A 20,505-nucleotide genomic window follows, 5' to 3' on the forward strand; every position below is an offset into this window, starting at 1 on the left:
AGCATGTCTGCAATGACCCCCCGTGAGATTGTCCACGAGCTCAACAAACACATCGTGGGCCAGCAAGAGGCCAAGCGCGCCGTGGCTATCGCCCTTCGCAACCGCTGGCGCAGAATGCAGCTCGACACCGGGCTGCGTGAGGAAATCACTCCGAAAAACATTCTTATGATCGGCCCCACCGGTGTCGGTAAAACCGAGATCGCCCGCCGGCTGGCCAAACTGGCGGATGCGCCCTTCCTGAAAGTGGAAGCCACCAAGTTTACTGAGGTGGGCTATGTGGGCCGGGATGTCGAGTCCATTATCCGTGACCTGGCCGACATGGCCATCAAGATGCTGCGCGAGAAGGAAATGAAGCGTCATGAGCACCGCGCCATGGACGCCGCCGAGGAGCGCATTCTCGATGCCCTGCTGCCGCCGCCCCGTGACTTCAAGGAAGATAGCCAGAAAACGGATGACTCCACCACCCGCCAACTGTTCCGCAAAAAACTGCGTGAAGGCGAGCTGGACGACAAGGAAATCGAAATTGATCTGCGCAACAGCGGTGCCGGTGTCGAGATCATGGCGCCTCCGGGCATGGAGGAGATGACCAACCAGTTACAGAGCATGTTCTCGAGCATGTCCTCCGACAAGCGCAAGACCCGCAAGATGAAAGTGGCAGACGCCATGAAGCGTGTGCGGGACGAGGAAGCCGCCAAGCTGGTCAATGAGGAAGAGATCAAGCAAAAAGCCATTCAGAGTGTCGAACAGAACGGGATCGTCTTTCTCGACGAGATCGACAAGGTGGCCAAGCGTTCGGAGAACACCTCGTCAGATGTTTCCCGGGAAGGGGTACAACGGGACCTGCTCCCACTGATTGAAGGCAGCACCGTCAGCACCAAGTATGGCGCTGTGCGAACCGATCACATACTGTTTATCGCCTCAGGCGCCTTCCACCTGTCCAAACCTTCCGACCTGATCCCGGAACTGCAGGGCCGCCTGCCCATTCGTGTCGAACTCCAGGCACTGACCCCGGATGACTTCAAACGCATCCTTACCGAGCCGGATGCCTCACTGGTGCAGCAGTATGAAGCACTGATGGGCACTGAGGGAGTCACATTGTCGTTCACGGATGATGCCATCGCCCGCATCGCGGAAGTGGCGTACAAGGTCAATGAAACCACGGAAAATATCGGTGCTCGCCGCCTGCACACGGTGCTGGAGCGGTTACTGGAAAGCCTGTCATTCGAGGCGGGTGACCAGGTAACCGACAACTTCGAAGTAACCGCCGCGTTCGTGGATGAGAAACTCGGTGAACTGGCGGAAGACGAGGACCTCAGCCGCTACATTCTCTGATGCGGGCCCCGTCCACGCAGGGCGCGCCTCCCGGGCGCCCTGCTTTTCCTGATCTGCCCAGGGCTATTACAGCGCCTTGCTGAACAGCTCTGTCACATTATCCAGCCCTGTTGCCAAACGGCCCTTCTGGGCCTTCTTCTTGCGTCCCTTGGCAACATACAGCGGCAGCATCTCGCCATACAGGCTGGTGCTGATGGTACGCTGCTCATCTTCCAGGCGGTCCCTGCGCAGGCGGATACCATATTTCGCCAGTTTTGGTTCCAGCTCATCCGCACGATTCAGCAGGTCGCGGCGCGTCATCTGGTAGGCGTGTTCGCACACCATGCGGCGGGACTGAAAACTGAATACGTTCGAGAAAAACAGCTTGGCATCGTCCCGGGTAGGCTCGAACAGCAGAATATCCTTGTCCGGGTAATCCCGAGCATACTGGGCAATGCCAGACTGCATCCGGGAGTAGACCATGGTCCGGAACATCTGCGATAACAAATGGGGCATGCCTGAACGGGTCAGTTCCCCGGGTGCCATTGTGCCGGCACGCACCGCAGCGCTGGCATCGATGGGCACCTGTGGATTCACCGCAAACACCAGGTCGGCGCCGTCTTCGAAAGCCACGGAGGCATGCAGGCCCTTCCTCAGGGTGCCATCCACGTAGTAACGCCCGTCAATGGTGACCGGAACATAAATACCCGGAGAGGACATACTGGCCTGGATCGCCCTGGAAATGGGCACATGGTCGAAGCCGGGAGCCCCGAAGCACACGGCCTCGGTACTTTCCACGTCCGCTGCAACAATGTACAGGCTGCGGCGAAGCTGCCGGAAATCGTTGGTACGCCCCAGCATGGTAAAAGCCCGCTGCAGGTACTCGTGCAGCCCTTCGTTGTCAAACAACCCGGCCGGCGCCGCCTGCGCCAGAATGGTCATCGCTTCCAACAGACTCTGGTCGTAGGGATTATTCACGAACCGGCGGACCGCGGTGGTCACCAGGCCGGGTACCGCCAGCAGCCGGCTCCCCAGTTCACGGAACGCCGGGCGGTAGAATACCTCGGGGTGAAAGGGGTGAACTTCGGCCTCGTTACGCACGAAAATCCGGCACAACTGGGCAGTGGTCATCTGGTTGGCCAGGTTGGCCGCCACAAAAGATCCGGCATTCACACCGACATACACATCAATATCATTGAAATCGAGCCCGTCGAGTGCCTCATCAAGCGCCCGCAGTGCGCCGATTTCATAGATACCCCCCAGAGGCCCACCGCCTCCGAGTGCCAGCCCGATGCGAGGGCGCGGCTTGATTGCTGTCGTCGTTGCCATTATCTGCTATCCCCTAACGGGTACTGTTGGCTAATGCTATTACCGTAGCAGCCCATTTTAGAGTGAACACCCTATATGGACCCTGCAGTGACATACCATCAGGAAAGGGCCTTTTCGGCATGGGCTATGGAGCTTGACTTGCCCGGGCGCAGATAACGCCCGAAACCCGCATTCCGCAGCGCCAGGTCCACACAGCTCTTGATGACGTGGGGTGAATCCAGCAGCAGCACATCCTCAAGCAACTGTGTCGCCCACTCCCGGCTGACACTGCGTATGACGGATTTGACCTTGGGCAGGCTGGCCGCGTTCATGGACAGGGAGTCGTACCCCATTGCCATCAGCAACAGTGCACCGCCGGGGTCGCCTGCAAGTTCGCCACAGATACCCACGGGCTTGCCAACGGCATGGGCGTCCTGGGCCACCCGAACCAGTGCCTGCAGGACCGCGGGGTGATAAGAGTGATAAAGCTGGGCCACGCGCGGGTTGTTTCGATCCACGGCAAGCAGGTACTGGGTCAGGTCGTTGGAGCCAACGGAGAGGAAATCGACCCGGTCCGCCAGCTCACGGATCTGGTAAACCGCAGCCGGAATCTCGACCATCACTCCCACCTTGGGCATATGGATGTTGTACCCCTCTTCCCTGACCTCGTGATACACCCGGTAAATCAGATGGAGGGATTCTTCCACTTCCGAAATATTGCTGATCATTGGCAGCATGATCTGAAGGTTGTTCAAACCCTCACTCGCCTTGAGCATCGCACGCACCTGGACCAGGAAAATCTCCGGGTGGTCAAGCGTTACCCGGATACCCCGCCAGCCAAGGAAAGGGTTCTCTTCCTGGATGGGGAAATAGGTCAACGCTTTGTCGCCACCAATGTCCAGCGTGCGCATGGTGACCGGGTTCGGAGCGAAGGCCTCCAGCTGTTCACGATAATATTCGCGCTGCTCCTGCTCGGAAGGGAAGCGATCCTTGATCATGAAGGGAACTTCAGTACGGTACAGACCAATGCCTTCCGCACCATGGCTGAGAGAACGCACCACATCAGTCATCAGGCCGGTGTTCACCAGCAGCGATACCCGGTGGTTATCCGTGGTCTCGCAGGGCAGATCCCGCAGGGCCTCCAGGCCCTTGACCAGTTCGTCTTCCTCGTCACAGATTTCCTGATAGAAATTCCGCAAATCCGTGGAGGGTGACGCAAATATCTGCCCCTCAAACCCGTCAACAATCAGATCCTTGCCATCGAGCTGGTTGACCGGGATATCCACCAGCCCCATGACCGTTGGCACGCCCATGGCACGGGCAAGAATCGCCACGTGGGAATTGCTGGAGCCCTTGACCGACACCAGGCCAACCAGCCGCCCCTTGGGCACTTCCCCAAGCATGGCCGGTGTCAGTTCTTCGCTGACCAGCACTGTATTCTCGGGATAAACGGTGTCTTTCTGCTCTCCCTCCTGCAGGTGGGACAACAAACGGCGGCCAAGGTCGCGGATATCCACCGCCCGCTCCTGCAGGTAGTGATCATCCATCTGTTCAAAATGGCGGACATACTGCTGAACCACCTGTTTCAGGGCGCCCTGGGCCCAGTAACCTTCCTTGATCCGGTTGGCCACCTCACCCGGCATGGCGTCGTCACCCAGCATGCGCAGGTAGACATCGAACAGTGCCTGTTCCTCCGGACGAAGCTGGGAGGCCAGCCGTGCCGCCACCCGCTCAATGTCTTCCCTCACTGCGGTCACCGCGCCATTGAACAGCGACAGCTCAAGCTCCACATCGTCGGTGGGCTTTTCCGGCACCACATCAAGATCCGCCGCCGGATAGACCACAACCCCCTTGCCGATGGCAACACCCGGTGCACCAGGGACACCGCTGAAACTGACGTCTGTGGCCTCCTCACCGGTGAGGGAAAGTCCACTGATCGCACCCGTGGCCTCACTGTGGGCAATGACCCCCGCCAACTGGGCCGAAACGGTGACGAGAAAGGCTTCTTCGCCCTCATCAAAGCACCGGGAACTTTCCCGTTGCTGAACAACCAGAACACCAAGCACCCTGCGGTGGTGGATAATCGGCACACCCAGGAACGAGCGGAAACGCTCCTCACCTGTCTCGGGAAAATAACGGTAACGGGGATGGGAAGGAGCATCTTCCAGATTGATAGGCTCCTCGCGGGAACCTACCAGGCCAATAAGACCTTCGGAATAACCCAGGCTGACCTGCCCGACGGCTTGCTGGTACAGTCCTTCGGTGGCCATGAGTATGTAGCGGTTGGTGGCCGGGTCGAGGAGATAAACCGAGCACACCTCGGTATCCATGGCTTTCTGCACCCGCGAAACGATGATATCCAGCGCCTCCTGCAAATCGCGGGCGCTGTTTACCTCTTGTACAAGACTTCGCAGTATGCTCAGCATGGCGGGCTCAATCCGTCATTTCTGTTGATCCTTCGTGCGCCGGGGCTGCTCGCTCCGGTGCCACTGCTCCATGTTATAGAACAGCCGCGGCGCGAGCTCCCTCAGCGCACGTCGATAGACTTCGCGTTTGAAAGAGACAACCTGCCCAAGTGGGTACCAGTAACTGACCCACTGCCAGCCGTCGAATTCCGGCGAATCGGTGCCGTCCACGCGCACCTGCGCATCCGGCGAAAGCATCCTCAGCAGGAACCATTTCTGTTTTTGCCCCACGCAGACAGGGTGCGAGTTGTGTCGCACCATCCTGCGAGGGAGGCGGTATCTCAGCCAGCCACGGGTACAGCTGATGATTTCCACATCGTCTGTACCAAGACCAATTTCCTCTGCCAGCTCCCTGTAGAGAGCCTCCTCCGGTGATTCGTTGTGCTTGATACCACCCTGAGGGAACTGCCAGGAGTCCTGCCCTATTCGCCTTGCCCAGAGGACTTCCCCCCTGTAATTGGCCAGAATGATTCCGACATTGGGTCTGAAACCGTCTGAATCTATCACGGCACAGTCCTTATAAAAGTCGGTTGGCCAGTTTAAAAATTAACCGGCCGGATTTGTCCAAGTTGCTCTCATTCTTACAGAATCCCAAGGCTTCGGCAAACGGAGCCGACAGCGGCATGTCATGGTAGACTATGGCGCCTGAAACATTTGCCCTGTCCGCCGGAGGTACCAACGTTGACGCTCGCCATTTTTGACCTTGATAACACCCTGCTCGCCGGTGACAGCGACCATGCGTGGGGTGAATTTCTGGTGGAAGAATCCATCGTGGACGCGGAAGAATATCGAAAGGCCAACGACCGGTTCTACCAGGAATACCTGGATGGCGAGCTGGATATCATGCACTACCTGAGCTTCGCCCTGCAGCCACTGGCACGGCACGATATGAAGCAGTTACTGGCCTGGCGGCAAGAGTTCGTGGAGAAGAAGATCACGCCAATGATGCTGCCCAGGGCTGCAGAGCTACTGGACAGTCATCGCAATCAGGGGCACACGCTGCTGATTATCACTGCCACCAATCGCTTTGTGACCGAGCCAGTGGCGGAACTGCTGGACATCGAGCACTTGATTGCTACCGAGCCTGAGCTGGTTAATGGTCGCTACACCGGTGAAGTTGCCGGCGTTCCAAGTTTTCAGGATGGCAAGGTCACCCGGCTGCATGACTGGCTCGAGTCAACCGGAGAAAACCTCGATGGCGCATGGTTCTACAGTGACTCCCACAACGATGCACCTCTGCTTCGCAAAGTCGATAACCCGGTAGCGGTGGATCCGGATCCAACACTTGAACGCATAGCTAAGGAAAACAGCTGGAAGATAATGAGCCTTAGGGATTAACTGGCATTGCTTATCTGCCCGGGAAGGCCACAGGGAGGGGGTGCCCGGGATACGCTGTGAATACATCCATGTACGCTCGACAAAAACATCCCTGTTTTTGACGATCCCGGGCACCCCCTCCCTGCGTCCTTCCCTACCTGTGTGCAAGCCCACCAGTTCTGAGCCCTACCCCGTAGGTCGGATAGAGCGCAGCGAAATCCGACAACCCAAGCTCAAAGAAACCCCGTCAAAGACCGAACAAAACAGCTCTTGATATAATCCGTCTCAGGAATCCCCGGCACCACCGGATGATCCGGCGCCTGATGCCCCTGCTCCAGCAACTGCACAAACCGGTCAATCTTGCGGCCACTGCTGCGGATAATATCCGTCAGCTTTTCCTGGGACAGATGCATGGAACAGGACGCAGACACCAGCAACCCATCACGGTCCAGCAAACGCAACCCCAACTGGTTCAGGCGGGCATAGGCCTCTTCCCCGGCCTTCTGGTCACGCCGCCGGGGAATCAGCGCCGGCGGGTCCAGCACCACGATGTCGAACTTTTCCTTCTCGTCACACAACGCTTTCAGGGCATCGAAGGCGTCCCCTTCAATGGTTTCTATATTATCAAGCCCATTGATCTTCGCGTTGTGATGAACCGAGTCGATGGCACCGGCGGAGCTGTCCACACAGGTCACCTGAGTCGCGCCCGCGCAGGCCGCCTGGATACCCCAGCCACCGACATAGCTGAATACATCCAGCACCCGCTTACCCGGCGCATAGGCCTGCAGCCGCTGACGGTTCATGCGGTGATCATAGAACCACCCCGTCTTCTGCCCGCCCTCCATGGGCACCTCAAAACGAACGCCGTTCTCTTCAACCTGAAGAAGCTCGATTTCCGGGCCATGGGCCTGCTCCACATACGTGTCCAGCCCCTCCACCTTACGCATCTTGCCGTCATTCTTGAGGATAATCGCCCTGGGATGCGCCAACCGCTGAACCGCCCGGACAATCGACTCCTTCATCAGCTCCATGCCAGCGGTGGAGATCTGAACCACCACCACATCATCAAACCGGTCAATCACCAGCCCCGACAGCCCGTCGCTGTCACCAAACACCCAACGGTAAAACGGCTTGTCAAACAACCGCTCCCGCAACACCAACGCTGTCTCCACCCGCTCTGTAAGCCGCTGCGGCGTCATGCCATGGGACGGGTTGCGACTGATCAGACGGCCGCAGATCAGTGCGTGGGGATTCACAAACACCGTCCCCATCGGCTTGTCATTGGCAGCACGAATCTCCGCCTGGGCACCTGCCTCGAAATCGGTCAACGGTGAACGGTGGGTATCCACCTCATTACTGTAAACCCACAGATGACCCGCCCTGAGCCTGCGCTCGGCGCCTTTGCGGAGGTATAAAACCGGGAAATTCATAACGACCACCTGTCAGGTTTGAGAAAAGGCGCGAATTATACATGAAGTAGCGGCATGGATAGCCGGGGTACGGGAGGGAGCGGGCAGGGCTGCCCAAAACTGTGCGGAGCCAGGGATGGCGGAGCCCAAGCGTACAGGGACGTATTTACAGCGTGTTTTGGGCAGCCCTGCCCGCTCGCTCTTCCACCATCAGTCTCGGTTATTCCTCGGCAGCAACATGCTCCGCATAGGCTACGGAATCCATCAGCCCATCCAGCTCCCCCGGATCCGCCAACCGCACCCGGAACAACCAGCCATCCCCATAAGGATCCTCATTCACCTTCTCAGGCTCATCCTCAAGGCTCTCGTTGACCTCAATCACCTCACCGGTCACCGGACTGAACACATCCGAAGCCGACTTCACAGACTCCGCCACACCAGCCTCTTCCGCGCCGGTCACCGTCGCCCCAACATCCGGCACGCCAATAAAAACGATATCCCCCAGCTGGTCCTGGGCAAAATCCGTGATACCAACAGTTGCGGTGCCATCATCAGCCACACGCACCCACTGGTGGGTCTCAATGTATTTCAGATCTGCGGGTGTTTCGCTCATGATCACATTCCCCGATGAATAATTTCGCGCATTTTAACCGAAGAAAGACGCCCCGGCGAACATCTACGGCAATGTTGCGACAGATGGTCGCCTCAGGCCAGACTCCAGGTGGTCTCCCGAGCCATCGCCATGAATGACTGAAGATACTCCACACCAGAGTCCCGCTCACGAAGCCCCAGGAAAATCTGCTTGTCGATACCCTTGCGCCCCAGCCGCACCGGCGTGATCGGCATCTGATGGGCGTATTCTTCCACCAGCCACCTGGGCAGCGCCGACACACCACGCCCGGCCGCCACCATCTGCAACATGATATCCGTGGTCTCTATGGTTTTATGGCGAGCCGGGCTGCTATGGGCGGGGACCAGGAAGCGGGTATAGATATCCAGCCGCTCCGCGTCGACCGGATAGGTAATCAGGGTTTCACTTTCCAGGTCCGCCGGCTCAGCCCAGGGTTTTGAGGCCAGTGGATGGTTTTTCGGCACCACAAGCACCTGCTCATAGTCAAACACAGGTTCATAGATCAGCCCCTTCCTGTGCAATGGATCCGGCGTCACCAGCACATCAATGTCGTACCCAAACAGTGCCCCGATACCACCGAACTGGAAGCGCTGTTTCACATCCACATCCACACCGGGCCATTGTTCCAGGTAAGGCCCCACTACCTTCAGCAGCCACTGATAACAGGGGTGACACTCCATCCCGATCCGCAGGCTGCCCCGCTGGCCCCGGGCAATCTGGCCCACCAGTTCCTCGGCATGCTCGAATTGGGGGAGCAAACGGTTGGCGAGCGAAAGCAGATAAAGACCGGATGGGGTAGGCCGCAGTTTCCGGCCTTCCCGGATCCAGATTGCCGTGCCAAGCTGCTGCTCCAGCTTTTTCATTGCATGACTGAGTGCCGATTGAGTCAGACAAAGCGCATCGGCCGCTGCCGTCAGTGAGCCACACCGCTCCACTTCCCGGACGATTTCCAGATGATTCCGCTCTATCATTACCACACCTACATTGAATTAAATTCATGGATTGATGAGATAATACCATTATTATTCATGACCTGACATCGCTAGCCTTGGCTCCTGACAACTGAGAACAGAACAGGAGATTCACCATGGTGACCACCCACAATCTGGGTTTTCCACGGGTCGGCGAACGCCGGGAACTGAAGTTTGCCCTTGAAGGCTACTGGAAAAACGAACTGAGCGAAGAGGATCTGCAGCAGACCGCAGCCCGACTCCGTACTGCTAACTGGCAAGGCCAGCAATCACTGAGCCTCGCCCCGGTCGGAGACTTCTCCCTCTACGACCAGGTGCTGGATATGAGCGCCACCCTGGGCAACCTGCCCGAGCGTGCCGGCAAGGCCGATGAAAACGAGCTGGACCGTTACTTCCGCATTGCCCGGGGCCGTTCACCGGCAGACAGTGATTGCTGCGGCGTTCACGCCGGCGAGATGACCAAATGGTTCGACACCAACTATCACTACATTGTCCCTGAATTCGATGCCGGCACCCGCTTTGCCCTGAACCCGACACGCCTGCTGGAGCAACTGACAGAGGCTAAGGCGGCAGGTGTAAACACGAAACCGGTCATCATCGGCCCGGTCACCTACCTCTGGCTCGGCAAATCCAAGGATGACACCGACAGGCTGAGCCTGCTTGATGAGCTGCTCCCGGTTTATGGCGAATTGCTGCAAATGTTGGCGGACAACGGCGCGGAATGGGTACAGATCGACGAGCCGATCCTGGTCACGGAACTGGATGGCGCCTGGCGGCATGCCCTCAACCTGGCTTACCACAACCTCAAAGCGAGCCCGGTAAAGCTTTTGCTGGCCACCTATTTCGGCCAGCTTCGTGAAAACCTGCAACTGGCCTGCGAACTGCCGGTGGCGGGCCTGCATCTGGACGCCATCAACGCCCGAGACGAAGTGAGCCGCGTTACCGACTGGCTTCCGGGGCACAAGGTGCTGTCGCTGGGCGTGATCAATGGCCGCAACATCTGGAAGACCGATCTGGAAGCCACCCTGGACTGGCTTGAGCCGGTTTACAGCAAACTTCGGGAACGGCTCTGGCTGGCACCGTCCTGCTCCCTAATGCATGTGCCGGTAGACCTGGACCTGGAAACCACCATGGACCCGGAAGTCCGCTCCTGGCTGGCGTTTGCGCGACAGAAGCTGGATGAGCTTCAGCTGTTGGCAACGGCCCTGACCAAAGGCAGGCATACCGTAGCCGGCGCCCTGAAGGACAACGCCGATGCCATCGCCAGCCGGCGCCAGTCCCGGCGGGTCACTGGTCCGGAGGTCCGCAAAGCGGTCGCCAACATCACTCCCGACATGGGTCAGCGCACCAGCAGCTACCAGCAGCGATCCGCCATCCAGGCCGATCACCTGAAGCTGCCCCGCTATCCCACAACCACCATCGGCTCGTTTCCCCAGACCAGGGACATCCGCCAGACGCGCCTCAAGTTCCGCAAGGGCGAACTGACCCCGGAGGAATACCAGGCCCGCATCCGTGATGAAATCAGCCACTGCATCCGCGAACAGGAGCAACTCGGGCTGGACGTACTGGTGCACGGCGAAGCGGAACGCAATGACATGGTGGAATACTTTGGAGAACAGCTGGAAGGCTATGTATTCAGCCGCTTCGGCTGGGTGCAGTCCTACGGCTCACGCTGCGTGAAACCGCCCATCTTGTTTGGTGATATCTCCCGGCCAACGGCCATGACCGTGGACTGGATCCGCTATGCCCAGTCCCTGACGGACAAGCCCCTCAAAGGCATGCTGACCGGCCCGGTCACCATCCTCAACTGGTCCTTCGTGCGCGACGACCAGCCCAGGAAAGACACTTGCTGGCAACTGGCCCTGGCCATACGGGAAGAAGTGCTGGACCTGGAAAAAGCCGGCGTGAACATCATACAGATTGACGAAGCGGCCCTGCGGGAAGGCCTGCCCCTGCGCCAAAGCGACTGGCAGACCTATCTGGACTGGGCCATCGAAGCCTTCCGCATCGCCGCCAATGGTGTAAAAGACGAAACCCAGATCCATACCCATATGTGCTATTCCGAGTTCAACGACATCATCGAAGCCATCGCAAGAATGGACGCCGACGTCATCACCATCGAAACCTCACGGTCCGACATGGAACTGCTGGACGCCTTCAAAGGCTTCCAGTACCCCAACGACATCGGCCCCGGGGTGTACGACATCCACTCACCGAACGTACCCAGCACCGGGCATATCGTATCGCTGATGAACAAGGCTGCGGAACGCATCCCCGCCGAGCGGCTCTGGATCAATCCGGACTGTGGGCTGAAAACCCGGTCGTGGGATGAGGTGATTCCGGCGCTGAAGGGAATGGTTGCGGCTGCCCGGGAGTTGCGGGAAGCCTGAGGCCAGGGGGAAGAGCCTTCGCGCTCTTCCCCACCCTGATCAGGACGCCAGTTTGGGTAGAAACGACGTATCCACCCAGTATCGTTTTGGGTTGTCCGGCCGGATATACACGGGTATCGACTCGCCAGGGATATGCTCTGTCGGGTCAAACCACAGGTTTTCACTGCGAAATACGTGAATATTTGCAGTAGCCGGGTCCTGCCACTGAGTCACAATCCGGTAAGGGCTCTGGCCGTTCATCACCAGACTGGTGTTCTGCTCGACACTCCGGAAGCTGGCCATTACAAGCTGGCCGCTCTCCCTCAGTTTTGCGCCCCTGCCTTTTCTGATCAAGGGCACCAGAATCATCAAGGTTCCGACGAGAAAGAACGACCCGCCGATGATCCCAAGGATGAGCGCACCACCCCACAAAGAGAAAAAGCCGTCTATACGGGCACTCTCTGGCTCTCCCGGCAAATACAAAACCGACACCCTCTCACCACGACTGTATGAAGCCGGATTACTGCCCGACGACGACTGGAATTCAATCACCTGCCCAGCGTCATCCTCAAACCGGACGACCGGATAGTAGCTGCTGGAATCACTGGAACGGGAGTAAACCAGATCCGTCACCACGCCCGGCACCTCTAAGGCATCATCCAGAAACGTGACTGTGCTCTGATACCAGAGAAAGGCTCCAACGAGTAGAGCGCCGCCCACCACCGAAAACAGGTATTTCAGAAAGTCGTAAACACGCATATCAGTTCCCTTGATTCATTGAAAATATAAAGTCCATTTCTATTGCCCTGCCCGTTACCTCAGAACCAGTCCCTGACAATCTGCCCGTTCTTGATCCTCCAGAATGAAAGGCCATAATTGAGGTCCCGCCCCTGTGAGTCCTTCACAAATCCGGTGTCTCGGCCGAATGTATGAAGGAAGGCGTCCGTACCCAACAGAAAGCTATCCAGAAACCACCACACACCTACTCCACCCAGCGTTACCGCCTTGAGCAGGCCCGTTTTCCATTTACCGAGGTAAAAGCGATCTGCACCTAAAAGCCCAAAGCATCCTCCGAGAAACAGGGCCAGAAGTCGGTTTTTGCGTTTTTCAGGTTGGTTCATTTGCATTCCTCCTTGAATGTTTAAAGCCGCGGCACGGCATGATTTCAGCCATAGACTGGCCACTCTAAATGTATAGTCTTCCAAATATTGCGTTTCGGCTGGTACTACGGGCTTCTGGCTGGGCAGATAGAAACCGAGAGAGGGTAATTGAAGGGGGTATTTAAGTATTTCATAGCAAATCCTCTGCTTACTTCTACCCAATCCATGGGTTCGATAGTGCTTTTAAAGCTCGGGGGAGAATTATACATCTAGTGTTCAATGAGGGTAACCCGCCAGCATTAAACTATCCCAAGAAGCTCGAAAGATGGCGCAGTAACCGTCATGATTTGTCGACTAAAGCCACATCCCGAACCGCCGGTGTAGCTACCCTACACCAGGTTCAGTAAACTAGCAGCTCTACAAACCTTCGGAAAGGATGCCGATTGTCGATGCTTATTTCATTGCCTTCCAAACTGATCCCCTGTTTTCTTGCTGTCTCTGCAATCTCAGGCTGCAACATTTACTACGAATCCAAAGCCGAAGACATGGTTGAGCGTCAGATGGAAGCTATGGTGTTTGTCGAAGGTGGAGAGTTCATGATGGGGAATCCGGGAGGTTGGAGTATACGCAGCGATACCATCCCTGTTCATCGCGTGGTTCTCGACGATTTTTATATTCAGAAATACGAGGTTACTCAGGGGGATTTTGAGTTATTCATGGCAAGTACAGGATATGAGTCATCGGACAATCGTTACGACAAAATTCGCCAGGATATCCCCGACCGATTCGCAGACGAGCTACCTGCCGTTGCTTCCTGGTCAGACGCCAATGCTTTCTGCCAATGGCTAGGTGAGCAAACAGGTGCAGAAGCCAAGCTACCTACAGAAGCCCAATGGGAGTTTGCCGCCCGTGCTCGTGGTGAAATGATTCAGTATGCGACTCCCTCGGGGCGAGCTATTCCAGACGAGACTGTTGCCGCTGGCCCGACATTTAACACGTTTGACGGCCACCCACTAAAAGATCCCACGCCATTGAGACCAGGCTCATTTCCACCAAATTCTCTTGGCTTATACGACATGTCCGGTAACGCAATGGAGTGGGTAAGCGATAACTATTCAAAAGACTACTACGAGAAGTCGCCCGTCAACAATCCTACTGGTCCGGCAGAAGGACAGAAAGATATCTTTGAAGGAAAACCTTACCGCGTTCTTCGCGGGGGGCATTTCAAAGAATTTCATGGAAACACTACCGTAACCCGGCAAAAAGGTTCGGAACACCTAGCCTCGGAGACCAGAGGCTTCAGGTGCGCTAAAACTAAACGCAACTCAAACACAACCTAAATTCGTTAAGGACAGATTTGATATAGCATGCATGGCTTGGGACCAAAGGCACATCTCAGGCCGCCGGATCTGGCGACTCACCGCTAGGCTCAGTAAACTGTAAGTTCCCAAACCTTCGGAAAGGATGCCGATTGTCGATGCTGATTCGGTTGCCCACCAAGCTGGCCCTCTCTTTTCTGGCAGTCTCTGCAATCTCAGGCTGTAACATCTACTACGAATCCAAAGCCGAAGACATGGTTGAGCGTCAGATGGAGGATATGGTGTTTGTGGAAGGGGGCGAATTCATGATGGGGAATCCGGGAGGCTGGGATGGCAGCCGCTGGCTTCAGATGCAACAGGCCGTATAAAACATCATTAACAGAAAATTAAAACCTGGAATCCAGATTTCATTGACAGCACCCTCAAACATATCGCTCTCATATATCCATTTACTCAAGAATATAATGGCGGACCAGGGAGCCAGAACACAGAACGACGATTTCACAATTCCTAGAGAGTACCTTCGCTCGGTAGACATAATCATGCGACCCACAAAGAGAAGGAATATCATGTATACCCCAGTCGCTCGAACGTCAAACAAGGGGAAAATCAAAAGTGCCGCTAGCAGCAGGACTAGATATGAGCAGGTATAGGCGTGAAGACAGTCTTTGACGCATTTGAGCAAATCCGGTTTTTTACCTGCAATGATCAATGATAGCCAGACACTACCCGCCCATGTGTACAGCAATAAGAAAAGATTCACTGCTAATGCAATGCCAAGCCAGATACTGGAAGAAGGGTCGAACGTAAATCGCCCATAATCATTGAACAGACTGGGTGCACCCTGGTGCTTCAGGCTTTCTTTCACCGCGTCCAGATACCCCTCGTGAGGAGAGTCATTCTGGCCGACGTATTGCCACCAATGAACGAAGGTTGCGATTCCAGAAAAAGCAATATAGATCAGAGTCGGGTACAGGAAGAGTAAAAATCCCTTTGCTGCGCTTTTCATAATTACCTTCAACACTCCTTGTTAAATTTTCTGAGCCTATTACCAAACCAGTATTTACTGACTCCGGTCAGGACTCCCTTGATGGCACCCCTCTGTATCAGCGACAAACTCCAGCTCCAGTGCCCGTCCACGTTGGCTCGAAACTATCTGCCCAGATATCAATAGGAGAGGTATAGCTACGTAATAGGGTGGGAAGCCCGCGCCCATCGCGGTCGTCATGGTGTTCTTCCTGAACGTGGGATTTGAGTAGTTTCGTCTATCGTTGTGACGGGGGTTATTTTCCGTCAATGGTTTCACATTCCAAACTTTGGCAGGTAGTAAATAATCGGCGTATCGACCAACAGTTCTTCAGATCGCTTTTCCGCTCTGGTTATATCTTTGGCGCTCAGATCAGCCTTGTATTGTTCAACAAACTCTTTAACTTCGAACTTGCCCATTTGCCGGTGTAACGCCATTAGCATGGCCAAGCCCTCTACTGGCTTGGTCTCTGGGTGGCGGAACATCCCATCTGGTCCTTCCAAAAGAATCAATCCATAGTTAACAAGGGCGTCATAATAATCCGTCTGCCCCATTCGACCGACCCACTCATTGGCCTCCTCGAACCGGCCGTCTTCCTTCAACTCCACTGCCAATTTCAGGATAGCCTTGGGAAACCCCTGTTCAGCCGACGCATTGAGCCATTTGAGAACATCTTCCCTGCGCCCCTTTTCGGTCCAGTAGAAGCCCCTATCCTGTTCATCCAGCATGACTGCCATCCAATACTGGGCAAAGGCATGGCCGCTCTCCGCCGCACGCTCAACCCATTCGAAATCCTTATCCGGGTCTCCGTCAATGGCAAAAGCTGAAGATAGCGCCATCATGGCTTCAGTGTCGCCAGCTTCCGCCTTCGGGAGTGCGAGTTCCATGGCCCGGTCCAACCATTCTTCGCGGTCATAGTCGCAGTCTCTGAGTGTGCCGCACATTTTGCCCTTTTGGGCAAAGCGCAGCATGGCGTAGACGTCACCATCCTCAGCAGCCTGACGGTAAAATTCTTCGGCTTCAGCAGTAATGTACGTGGAATTCCGGCGAAGAATATTTCCTGCGTAATAAGCCGCCTCAGCATGGCCCAGTTGGGCTGCTTCCTTGAATTTGGTGAAGGCATTTGGGCTATAGCGTTGCTGGTAGAGGATGTAGCCTTCCTGAAACAACGCTTCCGCCCGTTCCTGGTCGGTGTCGGCAACGACCGGCAGTGCCACGAAGAGCAGTAGTAACAGCGAGCAAACCCTAGCCACTGAGATGTTCAACATAATTTAAACCTGCCCCAACAGATGTAAGCTGAATTTCCTGCGCAATTTTTTATACTTTTGAAGCCGGGCGCTATCGAGTGGCGACGCTAAATCCCTACCCATAAACTCATCCAATCTGGCCAAATTTTCCCGGGCTACCTGCGAGGAACCCTCCCTTGGCTTGGTACCCTGAGCATTCATACGAGTCACCGACTCCTCAAACTGCCGCTGGACGCGATTTGGCACCGCACCCCGATACGATTCTGGTTTAACCAGTTCAGATTCGCCTATCCATTCACAACATTGCAGGATCGAAATCTGTTGGAGTTTCAACATTTCCTCCGGAGATTTCCGCTCTCCATTGGGCCCTTCAAACTCAACCGGCTCCGCCACAAGGTTGTGCAACATGGGACCAATCGCTTCGGGCTGCAGCCCCAGGAACCAGGACCGGTATTCTTCCAATGTGACCCTGGGCACCTCATCAGTCGACACTGATTTGCCTTCCGCAATATCAATGGCTTCAGTAATCCTCACGGCCACGACCCCGGCGTTCTCACTGCTGTAGAAATTCCGGTAGACCTCTTGAACAAAGTCGTAGGACTGAGCCGCGAGGAACGATATGTTCAGAGCCGCAGAGAGCCGCAGGTTCATCAGCATGCTCAGGTACTCAAACGCACCGTCGTCAATCCAGTAGATACGGCGGTAGCCATTGTCGTGTAATTCCTGCTGCAGGAGGCGCATCAACATGGGGATGGAATCAAAATTCAGTTCAAAACCGATGTCCATGCCACCCCCAAGGCCCGCCACCAGGCGGCCTTTGGCGTAGAAGACCAGCCGGTTATTGTTCATCCCAATCTTGACTTCTCCAGTGGCGCCCAGGCCAGCGGCACCGACCAACTCATCACGGAGCACCCCCAGGGTGATCCACTCAGGGACCTCTTCACCCAGTCGGCGCCATTTCTCGGATTTTCTGAGCCGCTGAGGAATGGACCATTTCATTTCGGTGCGCATCATCTTACCTGCCTGGGCTCCAGCAAAGGCTTCGAATTCGGCCCCGTTAACCTCTCGCTTTTCCCAGTCCACCCCCGTCAGCTGTATGCCTTCACCTTTAACTGCTTCAATACCTATCGAGCGACTCATCAGAATGCGGGCTCCGACGAAGCCCCAGCACTTGGCGTCAACCTCGCAGTAAAACCGCCCCAGATCCAGCTCTCCGCTGCCTTCTATGGTCCGGTAGGGTATTCGAATTGGCTCGGCTTCATCCGGTTTCGGTAGCTTCAGAGAGAGCAGGTCCAGTTGCCCCTGGCTGTATGTCAGGTTAGCGCCAATTCTGGCTTCGCCCAGTTCATAGTCTACCTTGGAGTTGCCGTTCTTCATGCTAAAAGAAGGTTCACTGGCGGGACCGCTAACACCCGTCAGCACTTCCACTTTTAGTTTGTTCTGCAGTTCCTGACTCAGTTCGCCAGCTAGACCACTGGATAGCAGCCTGACAAACTGCCCGGTGTAGCTGTCATCAAAACTCATGAGATGACGCTTCGCTTCGGATTCAAACAAGAAAGCCCGTAGATGGGTTCCCCAAGCGTCAAGCTCCTCGGCATTATATTGCTCAAGGACGCCGTCATCTTGGATGGCGCGGAAGAACCGGTCCGGCTGGAATAGTCCCCGGTTGTCGAACCAGCTCTCTTGAAGCGGGTATTTTTTCGCCCCCTGATCCGTCAATAGTTTTTCCAGGGCTTCATCCCTGCCCGGCTTTTGTTCAGTCTTCAGAGACAGGGCGATATCAAAGGATGATTCGGGCTCCTTCTGCGTACCCAGATTTTCCTGGCCACCAGGTAAGTCCAGAAGAGAGAAATGTTGCAGTTCGGAGGCACCTCCCGGCCGGGAAAATTCCCGCAGGGGAACCCCGGGACGCACCAAAGCCTTGAAGGGCGGAGCGTTATAGTCGGCCGGATTCCAGATGAACAGTTTCGGCGGCGACATTTCCTTGGCCTGTTCTTGGGCACGGCACCGCAGTGCATCCTGCTTTTTCTGGCAAGTCTCAATTTTGTGCTGGTACTGCAGGATTTCCGGGGCGGGCGCGGGGCCATTCATACCAATTGCGCTAAGCCAGGCCCACCCATGTTCTTTCATCTCTTCGGTGAGCTGTTCGATTTCCCAGTCCAGCAACCGAAGGTCGGTCATGTCGAGAATGCCGTCCTTCACCTGGCAGTGGCCATTCGCCAGTGCATATTCCGGTGCGGCAATACCGATATTTGCAAGAGCCAGCACCGCATCTGCATAGTCCCGCATCTTGCCTTCCATCCTGTTCAGCTCCGTCAGGTACTGTTCGACCTTCTGGATGTCCGGTGTCTCCTGCCGCCACTCATAAGCCATCAGCTCCCCGTTCAGACGGCAAGTGTTAACGAAGATGGCGGCCACCGTTTCGTTGTACAATTCGCCCTCTTCAAAATCCTTTCGAGCTTCCAGGTAGGCCGACAGCATTTTTTTGATGCTCCGCTGCTCCGGTGAGAACAGTTCTTGCTCCACCACATGGAAACCAGCTTCCCGGGCGGCCTCAAACCCTTGCTCCTGAAGGTCCATCAATCGGTCGGTTCGATTCTCCTTCTTCGCTCGGATAGCCTTCTTATGATCATCCAAGCCCTGCCGGGTTTGATGCCATTGCGCCGTTAGCTGAAGGCGATTGCTATAGAATTCCTTGGCTTCAGTAAGCGCCTTCACCCGTTGGCGATAAGCCTTTTCCTCCTTGTCCAACTCCTCATCCAGCCTTTGTAAATGACGGTCGGCATCCCGGTTCTGGCTGAGCAATTCGTCCCACTCGGATTGCTCCGCAGGAGGCAAAAAGCTTTTCGCGGAAGCGGGCAGGAACAGATCCGTCAGCCCCACCTTCTCAAGTTCCGCCATCCGTTGTTCCAGGGTTTCCCTTGATGCAGCAGCCTTGAGCCGGGCGGCACTGGTTTCCATCTTGTCGAGAACGTTCTGCGGGAGTACCCAGAAACTGCGGTGCCCGGTTACGTATACCACCGTAGCGTTTTTGCTTTGCTGGCAGTGTTTCGTCTCGGATTGACTTGAGGTCTGGTCTGCTGCGGAGACCTTGGACGGAGGAAGTTGCACCGGGGCATCAGTCGGCATGAGTTACAGTCCTTTGTTCATTTTCCAGGTGAGTCAGGATCTGGCTCGGTGATAATCCCTGATCACTCGCCAGTTGTTGCCAGTTCACGGATTCCGCTAGCGGAGCGCCTGCCTGAATCGCCAGCCTTACCCAGCGCTCCTGGTCGGCAAGCAGGGTCACCCCTGAGTCGTTCGCGGACTTAATTTCCGTCAGAACAAATTGTTCCGGGTCCGGTCCGGGAACATGGGGCCGGTAATAGTCCGTCAGGGAAGCGGCAAACTGGGCAAGACGCGCCTCATCCAACGCGTCCAACTGCGCCTTGCCGACCACAAGCGGCTGTTCCGGTTCCGGCCAGTCGGCGGATTGTGATTCCGTGGTCACCCACCATTGGCCATCGTGACACCAGCACCACTGGGAAGCGCCCATTAGCTGATAACGCTGGTTTGGCTCCAGTACCTTAAGAAGGGGGCCGAGGGAGCGCGGATCGTAGAAGCGGAATACGGATGGCTTGCCATCCAGCGAGGTGATAACGAGTGAGCGAAGGTGCCCCCCCATTGTCGCCAGACTGACACCTGGCGCAGAGATCAACATACCCAGGTAGTCTGACTGATAGCGCTCGATCAGCGTTTCACGAAAAACCTGTGAGTCTCCAATCTCAATCAGTATGGGACCTGTAGACCAGTTGCTTGCCAGTTCAGTCCCTTGGTAAAGGGGATTCCAGGGAATATCACTCGAGTCGAAATGGCTGTATAGCCATCCCAGCAGTTGGCCTTCATCTTTCTGGGCCAGGTCCAGTATGGCAAAGTCTGCATTCTCTGGTTTTGCAGTTTGTTGGAATATTGGCTCAATTGTGGTCATGGAGTACTCGCAGTCCGTTGCTGTTGAGCATGCAGAGGGTTATTAGCCGGTCACAATCGGCTCA

The 20,505-nt window shown here is 56.0% G+C and carries 17 protein-coding genes; 5 read left to right on the top strand and 12 right to left on the bottom strand.

The window, feature by feature from the left end; translation table 11 throughout:
- The first annotated feature begins 3 nt into the window (after window positions 1–3).
- Window positions 4–1,332 carry an ATP-dependent protease ATPase subunit HslU gene (hslU, locus tag HLUCCO03_RS03355; protein ID WP_027830967.1) on the top strand — a complete coding sequence of 443 codons (1,329 nt, stop codon included), beginning with the start codon at window positions 4–6 and terminating at the stop codon, window positions 1,330–1,332.
- Between the two features lie 66 nt (window positions 1,333–1,398).
- On the opposite strand, the gene HLUCCO03_RS03360 is transcribed toward hslU, so the two are convergent.
- From HLUCCO03_RS03360 to HLUCCO03_RS03370, 3 genes are all read right to left on the bottom strand, one after another.
- Window positions 1,399–2,640 (bottom strand): patatin-like phospholipase family protein, encoded by a 1,242-nt coding sequence (locus HLUCCO03_RS03360; protein ID WP_027830966.1) that lies wholly within the window; start codon window positions 2,638–2,640, stop codon window positions 1,399–1,401.
- Between the two features lie 98 nt (window positions 2,641–2,738).
- A complete protein-coding gene (ptsP, locus tag HLUCCO03_RS03365) occupies window positions 2,739–5,045 on the bottom strand; it encodes a phosphoenolpyruvate--protein phosphotransferase (protein WP_027830965.1) in 2,307 nt (768 codons plus the stop codon).
- Window positions 5,046–5,060: 15 nt separating this feature from the next.
- Window positions 5,061–5,591: an RNA pyrophosphohydrolase gene (locus HLUCCO03_RS03370; protein ID WP_027830964.1), complete on the bottom strand. Its 531-nt coding sequence runs from the start codon at window positions 5,589–5,591 to the stop codon at window positions 5,061–5,063.
- A 174-nt stretch (window positions 5,592–5,765) separates the two neighbouring features.
- On the opposite strand from HLUCCO03_RS03370, the gene HLUCCO03_RS03375 reads away from it, so the two are divergent.
- Window positions 5,766–6,422 carry an HAD family phosphatase gene (locus HLUCCO03_RS03375; protein ID WP_027830963.1) on the top strand — a complete coding sequence of 219 codons (657 nt, stop codon included), beginning with the start codon at window positions 5,766–5,768 and terminating at the stop codon, window positions 6,420–6,422.
- A gap of 212 nt (window positions 6,423–6,634) precedes the next feature.
- On the opposite strand, the gene HLUCCO03_RS03380 is transcribed toward HLUCCO03_RS03375, so the two are convergent.
- The 3 genes from HLUCCO03_RS03380 to HLUCCO03_RS03390 all read right to left on the bottom strand — a co-directional run bounded on the left by HLUCCO03_RS03380 (window position 6,635) and on the right by HLUCCO03_RS03390 (window position 9,412).
- Window positions 6,635–7,831: a class I SAM-dependent rRNA methyltransferase gene (locus tag HLUCCO03_RS03380; protein ID WP_027830962.1), complete on the bottom strand. Its 1,197-nt coding sequence runs from the start codon at window positions 7,829–7,831 to the stop codon at window positions 6,635–6,637.
- A gap of 199 nt (window positions 7,832–8,030) precedes the next feature.
- Window positions 8,031–8,423 carry a glycine cleavage system protein GcvH gene (gene gcvH, locus HLUCCO03_RS03385; protein ID WP_027830961.1) on the bottom strand — a complete coding sequence of 131 codons (393 nt, stop codon included), beginning with the start codon at window positions 8,421–8,423 and terminating at the stop codon, window positions 8,031–8,033.
- Between the two features lie 92 nt (window positions 8,424–8,515).
- Window positions 8,516–9,412 carry a LysR family transcriptional regulator gene (locus HLUCCO03_RS03390; protein WP_027830960.1) on the bottom strand — a complete coding sequence of 299 codons (897 nt, stop codon included), beginning with the start codon at window positions 9,410–9,412 and terminating at the stop codon, window positions 8,516–8,518.
- 116 nt (window positions 9,413–9,528) lie between these two features.
- Between HLUCCO03_RS03390 and metE the strand changes: the two genes are divergently transcribed.
- Window positions 9,529–11,802, top strand: a complete 2,274-nt coding sequence (gene metE / locus HLUCCO03_RS03395; RefSeq protein WP_027830959.1) for a 5-methyltetrahydropteroyltriglutamate--homocysteine S-methyltransferase — start codon at window positions 9,529–9,531, stop codon at window positions 11,800–11,802.
- Between the two features lie 39 nt (window positions 11,803–11,841).
- Here the strand turns inward: metE and HLUCCO03_RS03400 are convergent, their stop codons facing one another.
- Together HLUCCO03_RS03400 and HLUCCO03_RS03405 are read right to left on the bottom strand one after the other, a co-directional pair.
- Window positions 11,842–12,540: a DUF3592 domain-containing protein gene (locus HLUCCO03_RS03400; RefSeq protein WP_027830958.1), complete on the bottom strand. Its 699-nt coding sequence runs from the start codon at window positions 12,538–12,540 to the stop codon at window positions 11,842–11,844.
- A 59-nt stretch (window positions 12,541–12,599) separates the two neighbouring features.
- Window positions 12,600–12,902 (bottom strand): TM2 domain-containing protein, encoded by a 303-nt coding sequence (locus HLUCCO03_RS03405; protein ID WP_036197271.1) that lies wholly within the window; start codon window positions 12,900–12,902, stop codon window positions 12,600–12,602.
- Window positions 12,903–13,330: 428 nt separating this feature from the next.
- On the opposite strand from HLUCCO03_RS03405, the gene HLUCCO03_RS03410 reads away from it, so the two are divergent.
- Window positions 13,331–14,221: an SUMF1/EgtB/PvdO family nonheme iron enzyme gene (locus HLUCCO03_RS03410; RefSeq protein ID WP_051603776.1), complete on the top strand. Its 891-nt coding sequence runs from the start codon at window positions 13,331–13,333 to the stop codon at window positions 14,219–14,221.
- A gap of 131 nt (window positions 14,222–14,352) precedes the next feature.
- A complete protein-coding gene (locus HLUCCO03_RS03415) occupies window positions 14,353–14,568 on the top strand; it encodes a hypothetical protein (protein WP_155939880.1) in 216 nt (71 codons plus the stop codon).
- On the opposite strand, the gene HLUCCO03_RS03420 is transcribed toward HLUCCO03_RS03415, so the two are convergent.
- The 4 genes from HLUCCO03_RS03420 to HLUCCO03_RS03435 form a co-directional block, all read right to left on the bottom strand.
- Window positions 14,547–15,209 carry a hypothetical protein gene (locus HLUCCO03_RS03420; protein ID WP_027830955.1) on the bottom strand — a complete coding sequence of 221 codons (663 nt, stop codon included), beginning with the start codon at window positions 15,207–15,209 and terminating at the stop codon, window positions 14,547–14,549. The genes HLUCCO03_RS03415 and HLUCCO03_RS03420 overlap by 22 nt on opposite strands.
- Before the next feature lie 293 nt (window positions 15,210–15,502).
- Window positions 15,503–16,495, bottom strand: a complete 993-nt coding sequence (locus tag HLUCCO03_RS03425) for a tetratricopeptide repeat protein (RefSeq protein WP_027830954.1) — start codon at window positions 16,493–16,495, stop codon at window positions 15,503–15,505.
- A 3-nt stretch (window positions 16,496–16,498) separates the two neighbouring features.
- Window positions 16,499–19,603, bottom strand: coding sequence for a hypothetical protein (locus HLUCCO03_RS03430; RefSeq protein ID WP_027830953.1), 3,105 nt, complete (start codon window positions 19,601–19,603; stop codon window positions 16,499–16,501).
- Window positions 19,593–20,441: a DUF4123 domain-containing protein gene (locus HLUCCO03_RS03435; RefSeq protein WP_027830952.1), complete on the bottom strand. Its 849-nt coding sequence runs from the start codon at window positions 20,439–20,441 to the stop codon at window positions 19,593–19,595. The genes HLUCCO03_RS03430 and HLUCCO03_RS03435 overlap by 11 nt, the downstream gene beginning before the upstream one ends.
- Window positions 20,442–20,505 lie beyond the last annotated feature (64 nt).

Source organism: Marinobacter sp. HL-58, from assembly GCF_001314605.1.
Classification (GTDB): domain Bacteria; phylum Pseudomonadota; class Gammaproteobacteria; order Pseudomonadales; family Oleiphilaceae; genus Marinobacter.